Genomic DNA, 17,315 nt, shown 5'->3' with positions numbered 1-17,315 from the left:
TCTGCGCTCGCCATGTCGGTGGCTCTAGTGGCTTCGGGTACTGCAGCGCTCTCGCTGGCATCCGTGAATGTCGCGGAAGCTGCCGTTGTGAGCCGTATCGACGTTCGCGGCAATACGCGTGTTGATGCGCAGTCCATTCGCGACAATATCGACATTCGTCCGGGTAAGGCCTTCACCAGCGCTGATATTGATGCTGCGGTGAAGCGTCTTTTCGCCATGGGCCTGTTTTCGGATGTTCGCATCAATCAGTCCGGCAGCACGCTCGTCGTGACCGTGAACGAACGTTCCGTGGTCAATAATGTCCTGTTCCAGGGCAACAAGAAGATCAAGGATCCTGATCTGACGCGCGCCGTCCAGCTGAAGCCGCGTTCGCCTTACGATGCGGCGACGATGGAATCGGACAAGGAAGCCATCAAGGCTGCCTATGCACATATCGGACGCAGCGATGCGACCGTGAATGCACGCACCGTCGATCTCGGTCAGGGTCGCGTCAACGTTGTCTATGAAGTCAACGAAGGCTCGCGCACCAAGATTTCCAATATCGAATTCGTCGGCAATCAGGCCTATAGCGGCCGTCGTCTGCGCGATGTCATCTCCACCAAGCGTTCGAACCCGCTGTCGTGGCTGACCCGTAATGACGTTTACGACGAAGGCCGTTTGCAGGCTGACGAAGAAACGCTGCGTCGCTTCTATTACAATCGCGGCTACGCGGATTTCCGCGTTGTTTCGTCGAATGCGGTTCTTGATCCGTCGACCAATGAATACACGATCACCATCACGGTCGATGAAGGTCAGCGTTATACCTTTGGTGATGTGAGCGTTGAAAGCACCGTTGATGGCGTTGATACCAACGCGCTCGGCGGTCTCGTGAAGACCCGTTCGGGTCGCGCTTATAGCGCCAAGGAAGTTGAAGATTCCGTTCTGGCTGTGACCGAAAGCGTTGCCGGTAGCGGTTATGCTTTTGCCAAGGTTGAGCCGCGCGGCGATCGTAACTTCGAAAACCGCACGATCTCGGTCGTTTACAGTGTCGATCAGGGTCCGCGCGCTTACATTCAGCGCATTGAAATCCGCGGCAACGACAAGACGCGCGACTACGTGATTCGTCGTGAGTTCGACATGAACGAAGGCGATGCCTTCAATCAGGTCATGGTGCAGCGCGCCAAGCGTCGTCTTGAAGCTCTGGATTTCTTCCAGACGGTCAATATCTCGACCGCTCCGGGCTCCGAGCCGGATCAGGTGATCCTGGTTGTCGACGTTGTGGAAAAGTCTACCGGTGAATTCTCCATCGGCGGCGGCTACACCACCGGCGGTGAAACGCCGGGTGCGTCGGTCGAAGGTGCGATCACCGAGCGTAACTTCCTCGGTCGCGGCCAGTATATCCGTCTTAGCGCCGGTGCCGGTCAGGACGATATGCGCAATTACGGCCTGTCCTTCACCGAGCCTTACTTCCTCGGCTATCGTATCTCCGCAGGTTTCGACGTGTTCCGTCGCAGCTATCGCGTGAACGACGACTACGATGTCGAGCAGACCGGTGGTACGATTCGTTTCGGCCTTCCGATCACCGAGAACTTCTCGGTTGGTCTCGCCTACAACCTGGTTCAGGAAAAGTATGACCTGTTCCGTGACAACATCGATAATTACTACGCTCCGGCTCTGGTCGAAGCAGCCGAAAACAGCCCATGGCTGCGTTCGTCTGTCAGCTACTCGCTGACGTATAATTCCATCGATGACCTGAAGAACCCGCATGACGGCCTCTATGGCAAGTTCACGCAGGAATTCGCGGGCCTTGGTGGCGATGCGAAGTTCATGAAGACGACCTTCAAGGGTAACTACTACAAGACGCTTGCTCAGGAAGCCGACATTGTCGGTATGCTGGGTGTCGGTGGTGGTTATATCCATGAATTTGGTAGCGACGGCGTCCGTATCTTCGATCTGTTCAAGAACAATTCGGACATCATTCGCGGCTTCAAGTTCAACGGTATTGGTCGTTACCAGGATTCGGCTAGCGGCCAGCGTTACTGGCTCGGTGGTACGACCTACATCAACGGTACGGCTGAAGTTCAGTTCCCGATGCCTGTTGTTCCTGAGAGCCTCGGCATTCGCGGTGCATTCTTCGCGGATGCGGCGATGCTCTACGGTGGTGCAGACGAACTGGGCGGCTCGCCGGTTTTGGGCGACGACAAGAAGCTTCGCGCTTCGGTCGGCCTCAGCCTGATGTGGGCTTCGCCGTTCGGTCCGCTGCGCTTTGACTATGCATTCCCGGTCGCGAAGGCTGATACCGATAAGGTTCAGAACTTCAACTTCGGTGTTTCGACCAAGTTCTAACCGATTTGCCTTTCCCCGGGGCGGCTACGCCCCGGGAGAGAAAGTGTACTGATGGCAGATCCTGTCTTTTTCTCGCCTTCTCGTGAACTCACGATTGGCGATGTGGCTGATTTCACCGGTGCAAGACTTCGTGACCCGAAGCTTGCACCGCGTTCTGTTGAGCGCCTGGCTTCCATGAAGGATGCCGGAGAGGGTTCGCTTATCTTCGTGGAAGGTAAAAAGAACGCCGAGGCGCTGGCCGGAATCAAGGCTGCTGGTGTTCTTTGCAAGGAAGACATTGCGCCAAGCGTGCCTTCGCATATGGCTGCGCTGATTACCCGCAACCCGCATCGCGATTTTTCGGCTGTCGGACGCATGTTGTTTCCAACGTCGGCCAAGCTGGAAAGCTGGTTTGGCGAAACTGGTATTTCCCCACAAGCATTCATTCATCCGTCGGCACATATCGAAGATGGCGCAACGATTGAAGCGGGTGCGGTGATCGGTAAGGGCGTAACCGTTGGTTCGGGCACCTTGATCGCTGCTACGGCTGTGATTGGTGAAAACTGCCAGATTGGACGCGACAGCTATGTTGCGCCGGGTGTGACCGTCCAATGCTCTTTCATCGGCAATCGCGTTTTGCTGCATCCGGGCGTGCGCATCGGCCAGGACGGTTTTGGCTATGTGCCCGGTGCTGCCGGTCTTGAAAAAGTCCCGCAAATCGGCCGTGTCATTATTCAGGACAATGTGGAGATCGGCGCCAATACGACGGTTGATCGTGGAGCGCTGACCGACACGGTGATCGGCGAGGGCTCCAAGATCGATAACCTTGTCCAGATTGCGCATAATGTGCGCGTCGGTCGGTTCTGTCTTATTGCCGCGCATTGCGGTATTTCCGGAAGCTGTGTGATCGGTGACGGGACCATGCTCGGTGGTCGCGTCGGTATTGCGGATCACCTTATTATCGGCTCGGGCGTGCAAATTGCAGCTGGGAGCGGCGTTATGAACGATATACCCGATGGAGAACGTTGGGGTGGTCTTCCCGCACGTCCTATCAAGCAGTGGTTCCGCGATATCGCGAACATTCGCAGCATCGGGCAATCAAGAAAGGAGCAATCCTCAGATGAGTGATACGGAACAGACGAAACTCGAAGCAGCAGATATTCAAGAACTTCTGGCCGTGCTTCCGCACCGTTATCCTTTTCTGCTGATCGATCGCGTCGTTAATATCAATGGCGATCTGTCGGCAACCGGCATCAAGAACGTCACGATCAATGAGCCGCATTTTACTGGACATTTTCCGGAAAAGCCGATCATGCCGGGCGTATTGATCATTGAGGCCATGGCGCAGACCGCCGGTGCAATCTCGCTGCTTCAGCGCAAGACTGGCCGCCCCGGCGTTGTCTATTTCATGACCATCGACAATGCGAAGTTCCGCCGTCCGGTCATTCCGGGTGACCGTCTGCTTCTGCATGTCAAAAAAGTGAAACAGCGCGCCAATATTTCGAAGTATGAATGCGTGGCTGAAGTTGATGGTGTGAAAGTTGCCGAAGCAGAAGTTGCGGCAATGATTAATGCCGGTGAAGAAAGCCAGTGAGCATTACAATGAAAGAAACAATCATTCACCCCACCGCTCTTGTTGAGCCGGGCGTGGAACTGGGCCAGGGTGTGTCTGTCGGGCCTTTCTGTCATATTCAATCGGGCGCCGTCATTGGCGACAATTCCGTTCTGATGAGCCATGTGGTTGTCACGGGCGGAACCACGCTTGGCGCGGGTGCGAAGGTCTATCCGCATGCTGTTCTCGGTTGCGATCCGCAGAACGGCAAGCACAAGGGTGGCCCAACGACACTCACGGTCGGCGCGAATTGCCTCATCCGTGAAGGCGTCACCATGCATCGCGGCTCGGACAGCGCGCGCGGCTATACTTCGGTGGGCAGCGATTGCACCTTCCTCGCTTATGCGCATGTGGCGCATGATTGCGATGTTGGCGATCACGTCACCTTCTCGAACAATGTCATGATCGGCGGTCACACGACCATCGAACACCACGCCATTCTGGGCGGCGGTGCGGCCGTGCATCAGTTCGTGCGTGTCGGCCATCATGCATTTGTCGGCGGTATGGCTGGCGTTGTGGGTGATGTTATTCCTTATGGCATGGTCATTGGCAATCACGCGCATCTGGGCGGCCTCAATATTGTCGGCATGAAGCGTTCCGGCATGCAGCGCGCGGAAATCCACATGCTGCGTCATGCCGTGCGCATGCTGTTCGATCGTACCAAGCCGGTTCGTGATCGCGCTGCCGACGTGCTGGCGGCGTTTCCTGAATCTCAGGCTGTTGCCGATATGATTACTTTCATCAGTGTCGACGCGAAACGCGCCTATACAACGCCACCACTCGACGCGGCTCATGGCGGAGTCGGGCATGACAGCGACGAAAGCTGAATCTTTGGCGCGTCCGCCCCTTGAGGGCGGGCGTGTCGGTATTATTGCGGGCAACGGCCTGTTGCCCATTGCGGTGGCCGAGGCGCTTCAGAGCGCCGGTACCCCCCCATTCATCGTCCCCCTGCGTGAAGAAGCCGACCGGGTGCTCTACAATTACGAGCATCAGGAAATTTCAATGGTCGAATTCGCAAAGCTGATTCGGTCCATGAAGGCTGCTGGCGTTTCGCAAGTCGTTCTCGCTGGCGGGGTGCGCAACAGGCCGCATCTTGGCGATTTGAAGCTCGATTGGCCGACATTGCGGGGCATTCCCTATGTGCTGCGGGCACTGGGGCAGGGTGACGACGCTTTGCTGCGCGCCTTTATAGGCCTGCTCGAATCATTCGGCTTCAAGGTCGTGGGCGCGCATGAAGTTGTGCCAGATCTTCTGTCTCCTTCGCCTGCTCGTATTCTCACCAAAGTTGCGCCCGATGCGCGCGAAACTGCGAATATGAAGCTGGCTATGGAGTCCGCTTTGCGGCTTGGCGATCTCGACGTCGGACAGGGTGCTGTTGCAACGGGCGGTCGTGTTGTGGCGCTGGAAGGCGCGGAAGGTACCGATCTGATGATCGAGCGCGTTCGTGAGCTGCGTGAAGCCGGGCGTATTCCCAAGCGTGGCGGGGTCCTTGTGAAAATGGCCAAACCTCGTCAGGATGAGCGGGCGGATTTGCCTGCCATCGGCATTTCCACTGTGCTGAATGCCAAACGTGCCGGTCTTGCAGGAATTGCAGTTGAGGCGGGGCGCACATTTATCCTAGGTTTCGGCGAAACCATTGCGGCTGCAAATGAAAGCGGTCTCTTCATAGAGACGATCAGTCGGGACAAAAAGGACGCTTAAGCTTGAGTAACACCAGCCGGCCATTGAAAATAGCAATCGTGGCCGGTGAAGAATCCGGCGATCTTCTCGGTGCGGATTTGATCGACGCTTTGCGTCAACAGACCGACAGGCTGGTCGATCTTGTCGGTGTCGGTGGCGACCACCTAGCTGCTCGTGGCCTTAAAACCTTCTTCGACCCTCATGAAATTGCTCTCATGGGGCTTGGCGCGGTCATCAAGAACCTGCCGGGACTGGTGTTGCGCATCCGACAGACGGCACGGCAGATCGTGGCGGAAAAGCCGGATTGCGTTTTGCTCATCGACAGTCCGGATTTCACTCATCGCGTGGCAAAGAAGATCAGAGCCGCCGCTCCGTCCATTCCGATTGTCAAATATATAGCTCCCAGCGTCTGGGCCTGGCGTCCGCAGCGTGCACGCGCCATGCGCGCCTATATCGACCATGTGCTCACGGTATTGCCGTTCGAGGTTGATGTGATGGAGCGGCTGAATGGCCCTCAGTCAACCTATGTCGGGCATCGTCTGTCGAGTTATGCGCCTATCCTCGATACGCGTGCTGCACAGCTGGCGCTTGAACCGCAGCGGTCTGAAGCCGGCAAACATACATTGCTTTTGCTGCCCGGTTCGCGTCGCACGGAAATCCAGATGCTGATGGAACCCTTCGGCAAGACAGTCGAAGAGCTTTCGTCGCGAGTTGAAAAGCTTGAGGTTATTCTGCCTACCTTGCCGCGTATCGAGGCAATGGTGCGTGAACTTTCGCGAGACTGGACAGTTAAGCCGTTGATCGTCGTCGGTGACGAAGAGAAATGGAAGGCTTTTGCGCGGGCCGATGCTGCGCTTGCCGCTTCCGGCACTGTTTCGCTGGAACTGGCGCTGTCACGCATTCCAAGCGTGCTTTCCTACAAGGCGGACTGGTTTGCGCGAAAATTTCTGGTGCCCAAGATCACGATCTGGAGCGCAGCGCTTCCTAACATCATCGCTGATGAACCGGTGGTGCCGGAGTTTTTCAATGAATTTGTCCGTCCGGGGATGTTGGCCCGCAATGTGGAGCGTTTGATGCGCCCCGGTTCGGCACGTCAGGCGCAGCTGGACGGCTTTGACGCGGTTGCTTCGGTCATGTCAACAGAGCGGCCTTCCGGCGAGATTGGAGCACGGGTTCTGCTTGATGTTATCGAAAGCGGTCGCAAGGGCTGAACGGTTTCGTCAATACGGGAACCGCTACGGATAAAAAGAAACCCCGGTCGCCATTGGCAACCGGGGTTTTGTTTTCAGCGTTTGTCGCGCTTATTTGCGCTTTGCAACCGGCACGTAGTCGCGTTCTGTGGCGCCCGTGTAGAGCTGGCGCGGACGGCCGATCTTCTGCTGCGGATCTTCGATCATTTCCTTCCACTGTGCGACCCAGCCGACGGTGCGGGCGAGTGCAAAGAGAACCGTGAACATTTCGGTCGGGAAGCCGAGAGCCTTCAGCGTGATACCGGAGTAGAAGTCGATATTCGGATAGAGCTTCTTCTCGATGAAATACTCGTCGGTCAGAGCGATCTTTTCCAGTTCCATTGCAACGTCGAGCAACGGATCGTCCTTGATGCCCAGTTCGCCCAGAACTTCATGGCAGGTCTTCTGCATGATCTTGGCGCGCGGATCGTAGTTCTTGTAAACGCGGTGACCGAAGCCCATCAGGCGGAACGGATCGTTCTTGTCCTTGGCGCGTGCGACGAACTCCGGAATGCGATCCACAGAGCCGATTTCAGCCAGCATGTTGAGCGCTGCTTCGTTCGCACCGCCATGGGCAGGGCCCCAGAGGCAGGCAACGCCAGCTGCGATGCAGGCGAATGGGTTGGCGCCCGACGAACCGGCAAGACGTACGGTCGATGTCGAAGCATTCTGCTCGTGATCGGCGTGCAGGATGAAGATGCGGTCCATGGCGCGGGCCAGAACCGGATTGACCTTGTAATCCTCGCAAGGAACGCCAAAGCACATGTGCAGGAAGTTCGATGCGAAATCGAGATCGTTCTTCGGGTACATGAACGGCTGGCCGATATGGTACTTATAAGCCATTGCAGCGAGCGTCGGCACCTTGGCGATCAGGCGGATCGAAGCGACCATGCGCTGATGTGGATCGGTAATGTCGGTCGAGTCGTGGTAGAAGGCGGACATGGCGCCAACACAGCCAACCATGACAGCCATTGGATGCGCGTCGCGGCGGAAGCCGGTGAAGAAGCGCGTCATCTGTTCGTGGATCATCGTGTGACGGGTCACGCGATAGTCGAAATCGGCCTTCTGGGTTGCCGTCGGCAGTTCACCGTAAAGCAGCAGGTAGCAGGTTTCGAGGAAGTCGCCGTGCTCGGCAAGCTGGTCAATCGGATAGCCGCGATAGAGCAGGGTGCCTTCGTCGCCATCGATATAGGTGATCTTGGACTCGCACGATGCGGTCGAGGTGAAACCTGGATCGTAAGTGAACGCATGCGAATTCTTGTAAAGCGGACCGATATCGACGACGTCCGGCCCGACAGTGCCTTGTCGCACAGGCAGATCGAACGTATTGCCGTCGAGAGTAAAGCTGGCTGTCTTAGCTGACATCATGTTTCCTTTCATGTCCACTTTGCCGCCTTAGGCGGCAGTATTGCATTCGCTGCTATAACTTGTCTCGTATCTCTTGGCGGGCACCCCAAAACAGCGGGATGCCCGATTTTTAACGCATTACGGCTACGATTTTGATCGCCAAACTATCCCAAACCGTCCGTGATGCAATGCGAAATTTGAACTATTTAAGCGAGTTATGTCACGTCAGCGTGAATGATAGCACCTTAACCGATTTGATCGCGAATACGGCCCAAAGACTCTTCACGACCCAGTACAAAAAGCACATCAAAGACGCCCGGTGAGGTAGCGCGACCGGTCAGGGCAGCACGCAGCGGTTGCGCAATCTTGCCCAGTTTCAGTCCGGTTTTTTCTGCATGGGCGCGAACCACCGCATCCAGTGATTCAATGACCCAATCTCCGGCAGCTTCCAGATCGGGCAGCACGGATTTCAAAACGGCGCGGCCCTCTTCGTTAAGCAGCGAGGCGGCCTTTTCGTCCAGATCGAGCGGGCGGGCTGCAAAGATGAACTTCGCGCCGTCTGCCAGTTCAACAAGCGTCTTGGCGCGGTCCTTGAGGCCCGACATGGCTGCGAGGAGCTGCGCGCTGCGCTTGTCGTCGAGCGCTGCGGCGAGTTCCTTGCCGCCTTCGATTTCCGGCAGGACAGCCACCAGAGCGTCGAACAGTGTCTTGTCGTCGCTGCCACGCATATAAAGACCGTTGATCGCTTCGAGCTTCTGGAAGTCGAAACGGGCAGCGCCCTTGTTGATGTCCGTCACGTCGAACCATTCGATCATTTGTTCGGTCGACATGATTTCGTCGTCACCATGGCTCCAGCCAAGACGGACGAGATAATTGCGGAGTGCTGCCGGCAGGTAGCCCATGGCGCGATAGGCATCGACGCCAAGAGCGCCGTGACGCTTGGAAAGCTTCGCGCCGTCCGCACCATGGATCAGCGGAATATGCGACATCTGCGGCACATCCCAACCCATGGCGTCGTAGATCACGGTCTGGCGCGCTGCATTCGTCAAATGATCGTCGCCGCGGATGATATGCGTGACGCCCATATCGTGGTCGTCAACGACAACCGCGTGCATATAGGTCGGTGTGCCGTCGGAGCGCAGAATGATGAAATCATCGAGATCCTTGTTGGGAAAGCGCACATCGCCCTGTACGGCGTCGCGTACGAGTGTTTCGCCTTCCTGCGGCGCCTTGATGCGAATGACAGGCTTTACACCTGCAGGCGCTTCGGACGGATCGCGGTCGCGCCAGCGGCCATCATAACGCGGCGGGCGGCCTTCGGCACGCGCCTTCTCGCGCATTTCTTCCAGCTCTTCCGGCGTCGTGTAGCAGTAATAGGCTTTGCCTAGAGCGACGAGTTCTTCGGCGACTTCGCGGTGACGTGGAGCGCGCTCGAACTGCGAGATCGCATCGCCTTCCCAGTCGAGACCAAGCCAGGTCAGACCGTCGAGAATGGCGGCAGTGGCTGCATCGGTGGAACGTTCACGGTCGGTGTCTTCAATACGCAGCAGCATCTTGCCGCCCGTGTGCTTGGCATAAAGCCAGTTGAACAGGGCAGTACGGGCACCGCCGATATGAAGATAACCCGTGGGCGAAGGGGCAAAACGGGTGACGACCGGTTTCGACATGGTAGCTCCACTTTATTGCGCGCCCGTCAAGACAGCGGCAATTGCCGGGGCAGGGGCGCAAAACTGAATTCCGATACTCGCTTCCAAAGAGCGAGAACGAGGATTTCTATAACGAAACCCTCTCGATTTCGACTGGCGTTCATGTAGCATAGGCAGCACTACGCGCAAGGGCTTCGCGTTTGTTTCGGCTCCTTGCGGCATTGTTCTTTTGGGGTATTTCGACAAAAAGACCTTTTTTGCAGTCAGGCGGGGGCATGACGCGCTTAGGTGATATGGCCAAGGCTTCGGATGAGGCCAATGAGCGGGCGCTTGTCAAAAGCCTGCCCGATGGCCTGACGCGTTCTTATCTTCCAGAACCGTGGCCTGAACTCACAACCGCGCCTGCCGATCATGATGATCAAGATCAGCCGCCTGACGCTCAACCAACCGGCTGGCGCGACACCGTTGCCGACATGGCGCGGAAAACTCCCGCTGCTTTCGCGGAAGCCATCCATCTCGAAACGGCGCGCGGAATTTTCTTTCTGCTGATTCCAATATTCAGTGGCCTCGGTGCGATTGTCTATTTCACCCTGCCTTTCGAACCTGATTGGACGCCCATTTTGGCCCTGCTGGCCGGGCTGGTTACCATTCGCATATTGGCGCGGAAGCAATTCTTTGCCGGGCAGGTGCTGACATTGGCAGTTGCTTTCCAGCTTGGTCTTGTGAGCGGCAAATGGGAAACCGTACGCATGGCAACGCCGATGCTCGGTTCCGATGTGTCGACGCGTGTCACTGGCCGGGTTGTTGCACTGGATGCACAGGATAATGGAAGCTGGCGTATCACGCTCGATTTGCTGTTAACAGAGCGCCCGACACTTCGCTTTTCACCGACACGTATTCGCATCAATGCGCGAGATATACCGGCGGATACATCGATCGGCGGCGGATTGACCGGCTTTGCGCGGTTGCGGGTGCCGTCAGGCCCGGTCCGTCCGGGCAATTACGACTTTTCCTTCCATGCCTATTTCAACGGTATCGGAGCAAACGGGTTCTTTCTGGGAAATCCGAAGACGGCAAATGTTCCGCCACAGACAAGCCTGACGGCAGAAATCAGCGAATGGATTGCCTTGCTCCGGGTGCGCGTGTCGGAACGGGTCGAGGAGGTGATCGGCGGCGAAGATGGCAATGTCACCGCCGCATTGATCGCCGGTACGCGCGGTGGCATCAGCGAGGAGACCAATGAGGACCTTCGCAAGGCCGGTCTGGCGCATATTCTCTCAATATCAGGTCTGCACATGGCGCTGGCGGCGGGTGTCGTGATGTTTGCTCTCAGGTCTGCCTTTGCGCTTTTTCCAGCCTTTAGCGTCCGACATCCGGTCAAGAAATATGCAGCTTTCCTGTCGTTGCTAAGCTGCACGTTTTATCTCGCCATGTCTGGTGCTGATGTTGCAGCCCAGCGCAGCTATGTGATGATCGCCGTCATGCTTAGCGCATTGCTGTTTGACCGTGCTGCACTCAGCATGCGCAATGTGGCAGTCGCCGGTATGGTGACAATAGCAATCTCACCGCATGAAATACTCGGGCCGAGTTTCCAGATGTCTTATTCGGCTACGGCAGCGTTGATTGCCGGCTATGCGTGGTGGGGAACGCGTAAAGCCAAAAAAATACAGGATGTGGAGAGGCGTGCGGCTTCGTCGGCAGCCGGATTGCCAATGAAGATCGTCAAATCAGCTATTGCCGCTGCCGGAACTTCGCTTGTGGCAGGAATTGCGAGCGGTATTTTCGCCGCCTACCATTTCAACAATACCGCGCCATTCGGGCTGATTGGCAATGTGCTGGCCGATCCGGTGATCGCCACACTGGTCATGCCCTTTTCCGTTCTGGGCCTCGTACTGATGCCACTTGGCCTTGATTGGCTGCCGTTGACCATTGCCGGGTCTGGTATCTGGATCGTCCGCACCCTTGCGAGCATGATCGCGTCATGGTCGCCTGATGGTAATCCCGGAGCAATGCCGATCACAGCGCTCGCATTCTGGACCATAGCGCTCGTGATCGCTGTATTGTTCACAACGCGATTCAAGATTCTGGCGTTACCATTTGTTTTAGCGGGATTTATTGCTTTCCTGCATGAGCCATTCCCGGATGTTGTGATATCCGAAGATGCAAAGCTGGTTGGGGTTCGTCTGCCCGATGGGCGTTTTGCTGTGAACCGCGACAGACCGTCAAAGTTCACAATAGACAACTGGAAAACAGCCTATCTCGCAACGCAATTTTTAATACCGCAACACGCAAAAGACAGGCTTCGCGGAATACCAACTGACGGCTTTATCTGCGAAGACGAACTCTGCACGATCACCCTGCGCGATGAGCGAGTACTGGCCTATACGGCTGACCCCGCAATTCAGGACATCGCGTGTGATGTGGGTGATGTCGTTATCCTCGCCATCGCCGGGAAAACACCGGGATGTGCGCATCAGGAGAAGCTCGTTATCAACCGCCGCGATCTGGCGTTGCGAGGCACAGTGGAGATGAGACTTGGCGACAAGAAAGACACGACCGGCAATTCTATCGTGGCTCTTGCTGGCGATCTGACGTCCGTAAACGACAGCACACCTCAGCGGCATAATTTTGCCGATCCACGTTATGACGACAGGCTCGCCTTCGCCATCGATGAGCCACGGCGTCCGTGGCATCTGTTCCGGCTCTATTCGCGCGCGGCACGTGGCTTACCTGATCAGGAATACAAGAAGAAGCAGCCTGCTCAAAAGGCAGAAACGCAATGCCCGGCCACTGACGATCAGGGGCCGGGCAGATGCGAATGATAATAGTGTTTTGAGCGCTTCGCGATTCAATTAGTCGGCGGATCAAGCCGTCATTTCACGCATGTCCGTCCGAAAACGCGGTTCCATTTTCGGATCTAACGATCAGTACCGGCGGATCAATCCGACCAGCTTGCCCTGCACGCGAACTCGGTCTGGGCCGAAGATACGTGTTTCATAAGCTGGGTTTGCGGCTTCAAGCGCAATAGATGCGCCCTTGCGGCGGAACCGCTTCAAAGTTGCTTCTTCATCATCAACCAGTGCGACAACGATTTCACCCGGATTGGCGATATCGCCGCGCTTGATGATCACCGTATCGCCATCGAAAATCCCGGCCTCGATCATCGAGTCGCCCTTGACCTCCAGCGCATAATGTTCGCCCGCGCCGATCATTTCCGGGGGGAGGCTGAGCGAATGCGTCTGGCTTTGAATGGCTGAGATCGGCACACCGGCGGCGATCCGCCCCATGACCGGCACCGATACGGTTGCCGAAACATCATCATTGGTCGCAACAGGTGCGGAGCGTAACGGCTGCACGGGTGCAGGAGGGGCTTTGCCCAGACTGCCTTCGATGACGCTTGGCGCAAATTTCTTCTGCGCGTTCAGTCCCGGTGCAATCGAATCCGGCAGGCGCAGCACTTCCAGCGCACGTGCCCGGTTCGGCAGCCTGCGAATGAAGCCCCGTTCTTCCAGAGCGGTGATCAGCCGATGAATGCCCGACTTGGAAGCAAGGTCGAGCGCTTCCTTCATTTCGTCAAAAGATGGCGGAATACCTGTTTCTTTCAGACGATCATGAATGAACAGCAGAAGCTCGTGCTGCTTACGGGTCAACATGCGCGACACCCTCCGACCAGATAAGAATCGAGAAAAACAAAACCAGAACGAACACTATATGTTCCAGTCTTGTTCTGCAATGGTTTTAAAATGATTAACGGGCTGGCGGCTTGTTGCCGGAATGTTCTCAGGGACCCGTGACGGGCCGGTCCTTATCCAAGGAAGCGTTTTATTTTCAATCCATTGTGGCTTTTGCTTAGCGTTGTTTCGAGGCAGCAAAAGTGACCATTCTGGTGCTTTTTAACGTAGCATAAGCACGCGGCACGAACTGCCCGCATCTGCTGCCGGGGCATTTTCGTCACGAATGAGCAGTGCATTGGAGCCGACGAGGGCTGTCAGCATGGACGAATCCTGTACTGGAAATGGTGTTGCCAGCAGCGTTCCATCGCTTTGCGATTCGACCGTGGCGCGTACAAAATCACGCCGATGGTCATTGGCAGGCATCGCCTGACCGAGCTTTGCGGGGCGGATATCTGCCGTGAGATCGGTGCCTGCAAGCTTCGCGATCAGCGGGCGAAGAAAAACGAGGCTGCAAACGAGGCTTGAAACCGGGTTTCCCGGCAGGCCGATCACATGGACGGTTCTGCCGTCGACAGTCTTGCGCCCATACATCAGCGGCTTGCCGGGACGCATGGCGATTTTCCAGAAACCGAGATCGACACTGCAATTGCGCAGAGCACCATGCATGTAATCGCGATCACCGACCGATGCGCCGCCAATGGTCACCAGAATATCGATTCCACTGTTCAGAGCGCTGGCAATAGCCGATTCAATCTGTGTCGGATCGTCCGGAATGATGCCCATATCTTCGGAGTAGCCGCCAGCGCGGCGCACGATTTCGGCAATGCCCACACTGTTCGAAGCGACGATCTGGTCCGGTCCGGGCGTGGCTCCCGGTGGGACAAGTTCATCGCCGGTAGCCAATATGGAAATGCGCAGTTTGCGAAACACATCGAGTGTTGGATTGCCGCTTGCAGCAGCCAATGACAGGGCGGGTGCGTCCAGTTCGCGACCGACCGGTATGACGGTCTTGCCCGGAGCAAAATCGAGACCGGCCCGGCGGATATGCCGTCCGGGTTCGATGCCTTCCAGAATGGTCAGCTGAGCCCCGGAACGTTCGGTATGTTCCTGAATGACAATCGTATCAGCGGCTTCAGGTATTGGCGCGCCGGTGAAAATGCGTACGGCCTGTCCGGGTAGCAGGGAGCCTTCGAAGCGCTTGCCAGCAGCGGATTCACCGATAATGCTCAATTGCAGGGGATAGGCGATTTCTGCCGGCGCTATCAGCGCATAGCCATCCATGGCCGAGCAGTCGAAAGGCGGTTGCAGGAAACGGGCCTCGACGGCGCGGGCAACAACGCGCCCGCCAGCTTCATTCAGCGTAAGAGTTTCAAGGCCATGCGGTTCTGCGGAGGAGAGTATACGCGCCAGAGCATCTTCGACCGGGAGAAGGGACATCGTATTTCCTCTCGAACTCAGTTTTGTGAGGCCGCTTCAGGCCTTCCAGTCGCCGGACTTGCCACCGCTCTTTTCCAAAACGCGAATATTGCCGATTTCCATATGGCGATCGACCGCCTTGGCCATGTCATAGATCGTCAGGCACGTCACGGAAACAGCCGTCAGCGCTTCCATTTCAACGCCGGTGCGGCCTTTCAGCTTGGCAAGCGCACGAACGCGCAAGCCCGGCAGCGCGTGGTCTGGTGCAATATCCACCGCGACCTTGGTCAACATGAGTGGATGGCAAAGCGGAATGAGGTCGGCGGTTCTTTTCGCAGCCATGATGCCTGCAAGACGCGCTGTGCCGATCACATCGCCCTTGGCTGCATCGCCCGCCAGAATGAGCGCCAGCGTTTCCGGTTTCATGGTCACGCTGCCTTCGGCAACGGCCTGCCGCTCTGTCTCGTCCTTTGAGCCAACATCCACCATATTGGCAGCGCCGGTCTGGTCGAGATGGGTGAGCTTGGCCGCATCCGAGGTCATGAGATTAAGCCTTGCCGGTCAGAAGCTCGCGCGTGGCGGCGGCAACATCGTCCTTGCGCATCAGGCTTTCGCCGATGAGGAACGTGCCGATGCCGGACTTTTCCAGACGCAGGCAGTCATCGTGGGTGAAGATGCCGCTTTCGCCAACCAGCAGACGGTCGTCAGGGGCCATTTTCGACAGACGTTCGGAAACGGCCAGGCTGACTTCAAACGTGCGTAGGTTGCGATTGTTAACGCCCAGCAGACGCGAAGAAAGCTTGAGCGCACGTTCCATTTCGGCCTCGTCATGCACTTCGATGAGCGCATCCATGCCGAGTTCGAAAGCGGTTTCTTCCAACGCTCTGGCCAGATCATCATCGACGCTTGCCAGAATGATCAGAATGCAGTCCGCGCCCCAGCTGCGTGCTTCGTAGACCTGATAGGTGTCGAACAGGAAATCCTTGCGCAAAGCAGGCAGGCTGCATGCTTCTCGCGCTGCCATCAGAAATTCCGGCGCACCCTGGAAGGATGGCGTATCGGTCAGAACTGAAAGGCAGGCAGCGCCGCCGTCTTCATAGGCTTTTGCCAGTACTGGCGGATTGAAATCCGGGCGGATCAGACCTTTGGACGGACTGGCCTTCTTGACTTCGGCGATCAGCGCAAACTTATCGGCTGCACGTTTGGCTTCAAGCGCCTTGAGAAAACCGCGGGGTGCGGCCTGATCCTTGGCGCGCGCCTTCAGGTCTTCAACCGTGTGACGCGCCTTGGCAGCAGCGATTTCCTCGCGCTTATAGACTTCGATCTTACGGAGAATGTCGGTGGACATGATGCGCTTCCTCTCGTCAGACTGTCTTGTCGTTTGAGACAGCGATTACTTTTTGCAAAACGGCCAATGCCGCGCCGCTATCAATGGAATGGGCTGCCTGAGCGATGCCGTCCTTCAGATCCTCCGCCTTGCCTGCGATCACGAGTGCTGCGGCGGAGTTGAGAAGAACGATATCGCGATAGGCGTTCTTGGCGCCTTCGAGAACGGCGATCAGCGCCTTGGCGTTTTCCGCAGCATCGCCACCTTTCAGCTCTTCCGGCTTGCAACGGCGCAAACCGACTTCCTCAGGCGTGATTGTGAACGTGCGGACAGTGCCGTTTTCAAGCGCTGCGATCTGCGTGGTGCCAGCGGTGGTCATCTCATCGAGACCGTCGCCGTAGACGACCCAGACGGCTTCCATGCCAAGCTCGTTGAGCACATGCGCCAGAGGCTCAACCCACTGGGCTGCGAATACGCCCAAAAGCTGGCGCTTCACGCTTGCCGGGTTGGCCAGCGGTCCAAGTATGTTGAAAATCGTGCGCGTTCCAAGCTCGACGCGGGAAGGGCCGACGTGGCGCATGGCGGAATGGTGCATCGGGGCGAACATGAAGCCGAGACCGGCTTCCCGGGCGCTACGGCCGATTGTTTCCGCATCGGCTTCGATATTGACGCCAAGTGCGGCGAGCGTGTCTGCAGCGCCGGAACGCGAGGACAGGGCGCGGTTGCCGTGCTTGGCGACCGGTACGCCAGCGCCAGCCACGACGAAGGCCGAGCACGAGGACACATTATAGGAACCGGACTGATCGCCGCCCGTGCCGACAATGTCGATGGCGTTTGAAGGGGCGACGACCGGCAGCATGCGTGACCGCATGGAAGCGACCGCGCCGACGATTTCCGGCACGGTTTCGCCGCGCACGCGCAAAGCCATCAGAAAGCCGCCGATCTGCGAAGGCGTTGCCTGACCGGACATCATGATGTCGAACGCGGCCTTGGAATCCTCCTGCGACAGTGGTTCGCCGGAGGCCGCTTTCGCGATGTATGGTTTCAGATCAGCCATTTTCTTTCTGCCGCTTGTTTATG

Annotated in this window: 14 protein-coding genes; 7 read left to right on the top strand and 7 right to left on the bottom strand. The window is 57.1% G+C overall.

What is annotated here, in order from left to right; all coding sequences use genetic code 11:
* The 6 genes from bamA to lpxB form a co-directional block, all read left to right on the top strand.
* Window positions 1-2,325: outer membrane protein assembly factor BamA (gene bamA / locus ACTJKP_RS22160; protein ID WP_440632191.1), on the top strand; the 2,325-nt coding region annotated here is incomplete at its 5' end.
* Between the two features lie 51 nt (window positions 2,326-2,376).
* Window positions 2,377-3,432 (top strand): UDP-3-O-(3-hydroxymyristoyl)glucosamine N-acyltransferase, encoded by a 1,056-nt coding sequence (lpxD, locus tag ACTJKP_RS22155; RefSeq protein ID WP_440632190.1) that lies wholly within the window; start codon window positions 2,377-2,379, stop codon window positions 3,430-3,432.
* A complete protein-coding gene (fabZ, locus tag ACTJKP_RS22150; RefSeq protein ID WP_440632189.1) occupies window positions 3,425-3,898 on the top strand; it encodes a 3-hydroxyacyl-ACP dehydratase FabZ in 474 nt (157 codons plus the stop codon). Before lpxD ends, fabZ begins: the two co-directional genes overlap by 8 nt.
* Before the next feature lie 8 nt (window positions 3,899-3,906).
* Window positions 3,907-4,743, top strand: a complete 837-nt coding sequence (gene lpxA / locus ACTJKP_RS22145) for an acyl-ACP--UDP-N-acetylglucosamine O-acyltransferase (protein WP_078340384.1) — start codon at window positions 3,907-3,909, stop codon at window positions 4,741-4,743.
* On the top strand, window positions 4,724-5,617 hold the full coding sequence (locus ACTJKP_RS22140; protein WP_078340385.1) for an LpxI family protein: 894 nt from the start codon (window positions 4,724-4,726) through the stop codon (window positions 5,615-5,617). The genes lpxA and ACTJKP_RS22140 overlap by 20 nt, the downstream gene beginning before the upstream one ends.
* A gap of 2 nt (window positions 5,618-5,619) precedes the next feature.
* Window positions 5,620-6,807 (top strand): lipid-A-disaccharide synthase, encoded by a 1,188-nt coding sequence (gene lpxB, locus ACTJKP_RS22135; RefSeq protein WP_440632188.1) that lies wholly within the window; start codon window positions 5,620-5,622, stop codon window positions 6,805-6,807.
* Window positions 6,808-6,897: 90 nt separating this feature from the next.
* On the opposite strand, the gene gltA is transcribed toward lpxB, so the two are convergent.
* Together gltA and gltX are read right to left on the bottom strand one after the other, a co-directional pair.
* Window positions 6,898-8,190: a citrate synthase gene (gene gltA / locus ACTJKP_RS22130; protein ID WP_078340455.1), complete on the bottom strand. Its 1,293-nt coding sequence runs from the start codon at window positions 8,188-8,190 to the stop codon at window positions 6,898-6,900.
* A gap of 227 nt (window positions 8,191-8,417) precedes the next feature.
* A complete protein-coding gene (gene gltX, locus ACTJKP_RS22125) occupies window positions 8,418-9,839 on the bottom strand; it encodes a glutamate--tRNA ligase (protein ID WP_440632187.1) in 1,422 nt (473 codons plus the stop codon).
* A 254-nt stretch (window positions 9,840-10,093) separates the two neighbouring features.
* Here gltX and ACTJKP_RS22120 point away from each other — a divergent pair, with 254 nt between their 5' ends.
* On the top strand, window positions 10,094-12,640 hold the full coding sequence (locus tag ACTJKP_RS22120) for a ComEC/Rec2 family competence protein (RefSeq protein WP_440632186.1): 2,547 nt from the start codon (window positions 10,094-10,096) through the stop codon (window positions 12,638-12,640).
* Window positions 12,641-12,742: 102 nt separating this feature from the next.
* Here the strand turns inward: ACTJKP_RS22120 and lexA are convergent, their stop codons facing one another.
* From lexA to trpD, 5 genes are all read right to left on the bottom strand, one after another.
* Complete coding sequence (lexA, locus tag ACTJKP_RS22115) at window positions 12,743-13,471, bottom strand: transcriptional repressor LexA (protein ID WP_078340389.1); 729 nt, start codon at window positions 13,469-13,471, stop codon at window positions 12,743-12,745.
* Window positions 13,472-13,711: 240 nt separating this feature from the next.
* On the bottom strand, window positions 13,712-14,929 hold the full coding sequence (locus ACTJKP_RS22110) for a molybdopterin molybdotransferase MoeA (protein WP_440632185.1): 1,218 nt from the start codon (window positions 14,927-14,929) through the stop codon (window positions 13,712-13,714).
* 36 nt (window positions 14,930-14,965) lie between these two features.
* The gene (gene moaC, locus ACTJKP_RS22105; RefSeq protein WP_440632184.1) at window positions 14,966-15,451 is read right to left on the bottom strand and encodes a cyclic pyranopterin monophosphate synthase MoaC; all 486 of its coding nucleotides are present in this window, start codon (window positions 15,449-15,451) and stop codon (window positions 14,966-14,968) included.
* 4 nt (window positions 15,452-15,455) lie between these two features.
* Entirely contained in the window at window positions 15,456-16,256 is an 801-nt protein-coding gene (gene trpC, locus ACTJKP_RS22100) for an indole-3-glycerol phosphate synthase TrpC (protein ID WP_440632183.1), read from the bottom strand.
* 16 nt (window positions 16,257-16,272) lie between these two features.
* Entirely contained in the window at window positions 16,273-17,292 is a 1,020-nt protein-coding gene (gene trpD, locus ACTJKP_RS22095; RefSeq protein ID WP_078340393.1) for an anthranilate phosphoribosyltransferase, read from the bottom strand.
* Window positions 17,293-17,315 lie beyond the last annotated feature (23 nt).

This window comes from Brucella sp. 22210, assembly GCF_052045675.1.
Taxonomy (GTDB): Bacteria; Pseudomonadota; Alphaproteobacteria; order Rhizobiales; family Rhizobiaceae; genus Brucella.
The sequence above is the reverse complement of the archived record's forward strand: the minus strand, read 5'-3'. Positions and strand labels throughout refer to the sequence as shown.

Bases quoted from the DNA above. Each gene is read 5' to 3' on its own strand.
- lpxD (WP_440632190.1), top strand. From the start codon at position 2,377: ATGGCAGATCCTGTCTTTTTCTCGCCTTCTCGTGAACTCACGATTGGC.
- fabZ (WP_440632189.1), top strand. From the start codon at position 3,425: ATGAGTGATACGGAACAGACGAAACTCGAAGCAGCAGATATTCAAGAA.
- lpxA (WP_078340384.1), top strand. From the start codon at position 3,907: ATGAAAGAAACAATCATTCACCCCACCGCTCTTGTTGAGCCGGGCGTG.
- ACTJKP_RS22140 (WP_078340385.1), top strand. From the start codon at position 4,724: ATGACAGCGACGAAAGCTGAATCTTTGGCGCGTCCGCCCCTTGAGGGC.
- gltA (WP_078340455.1), bottom strand. From the start codon at position 8,190: ATGTCAGCTAAGACAGCCAGCTTTACTCTCGACGGCAATACGTTCGAT.
- gltX (WP_440632187.1), bottom strand. From the start codon at position 9,839: ATGTCGAAACCGGTCGTCACCCGTTTTGCCCCTTCGCCCACGGGTTAT.
- ACTJKP_RS22120 (WP_440632186.1), top strand. From the start codon at position 10,094: ATGACGCGCTTAGGTGATATGGCCAAGGCTTCGGATGAGGCCAATGAG.
- lexA (WP_078340389.1), bottom strand. From the start codon at position 13,471: ATGTTGACCCGTAAGCAGCACGAGCTTCTGCTGTTCATTCATGATCGT.
- ACTJKP_RS22110 (WP_440632185.1), bottom strand. From the start codon at position 14,929: ATGTCCCTTCTCCCGGTCGAAGATGCTCTGGCGCGTATACTCTCCTCC.
- moaC (WP_440632184.1), bottom strand. From the start codon at position 15,451: ATGACCTCGGATGCGGCCAAGCTCACCCATCTCGACCAGACCGGCGCT.
- trpC (WP_440632183.1), bottom strand. From the start codon at position 16,256: ATGTCCACCGACATTCTCCGTAAGATCGAAGTCTATAAGCGCGAGGAA.
- trpD (WP_078340393.1), bottom strand. From the start codon at position 17,292: ATGGCTGATCTGAAACCATACATCGCGAAAGCGGCCTCCGGCGAACCA.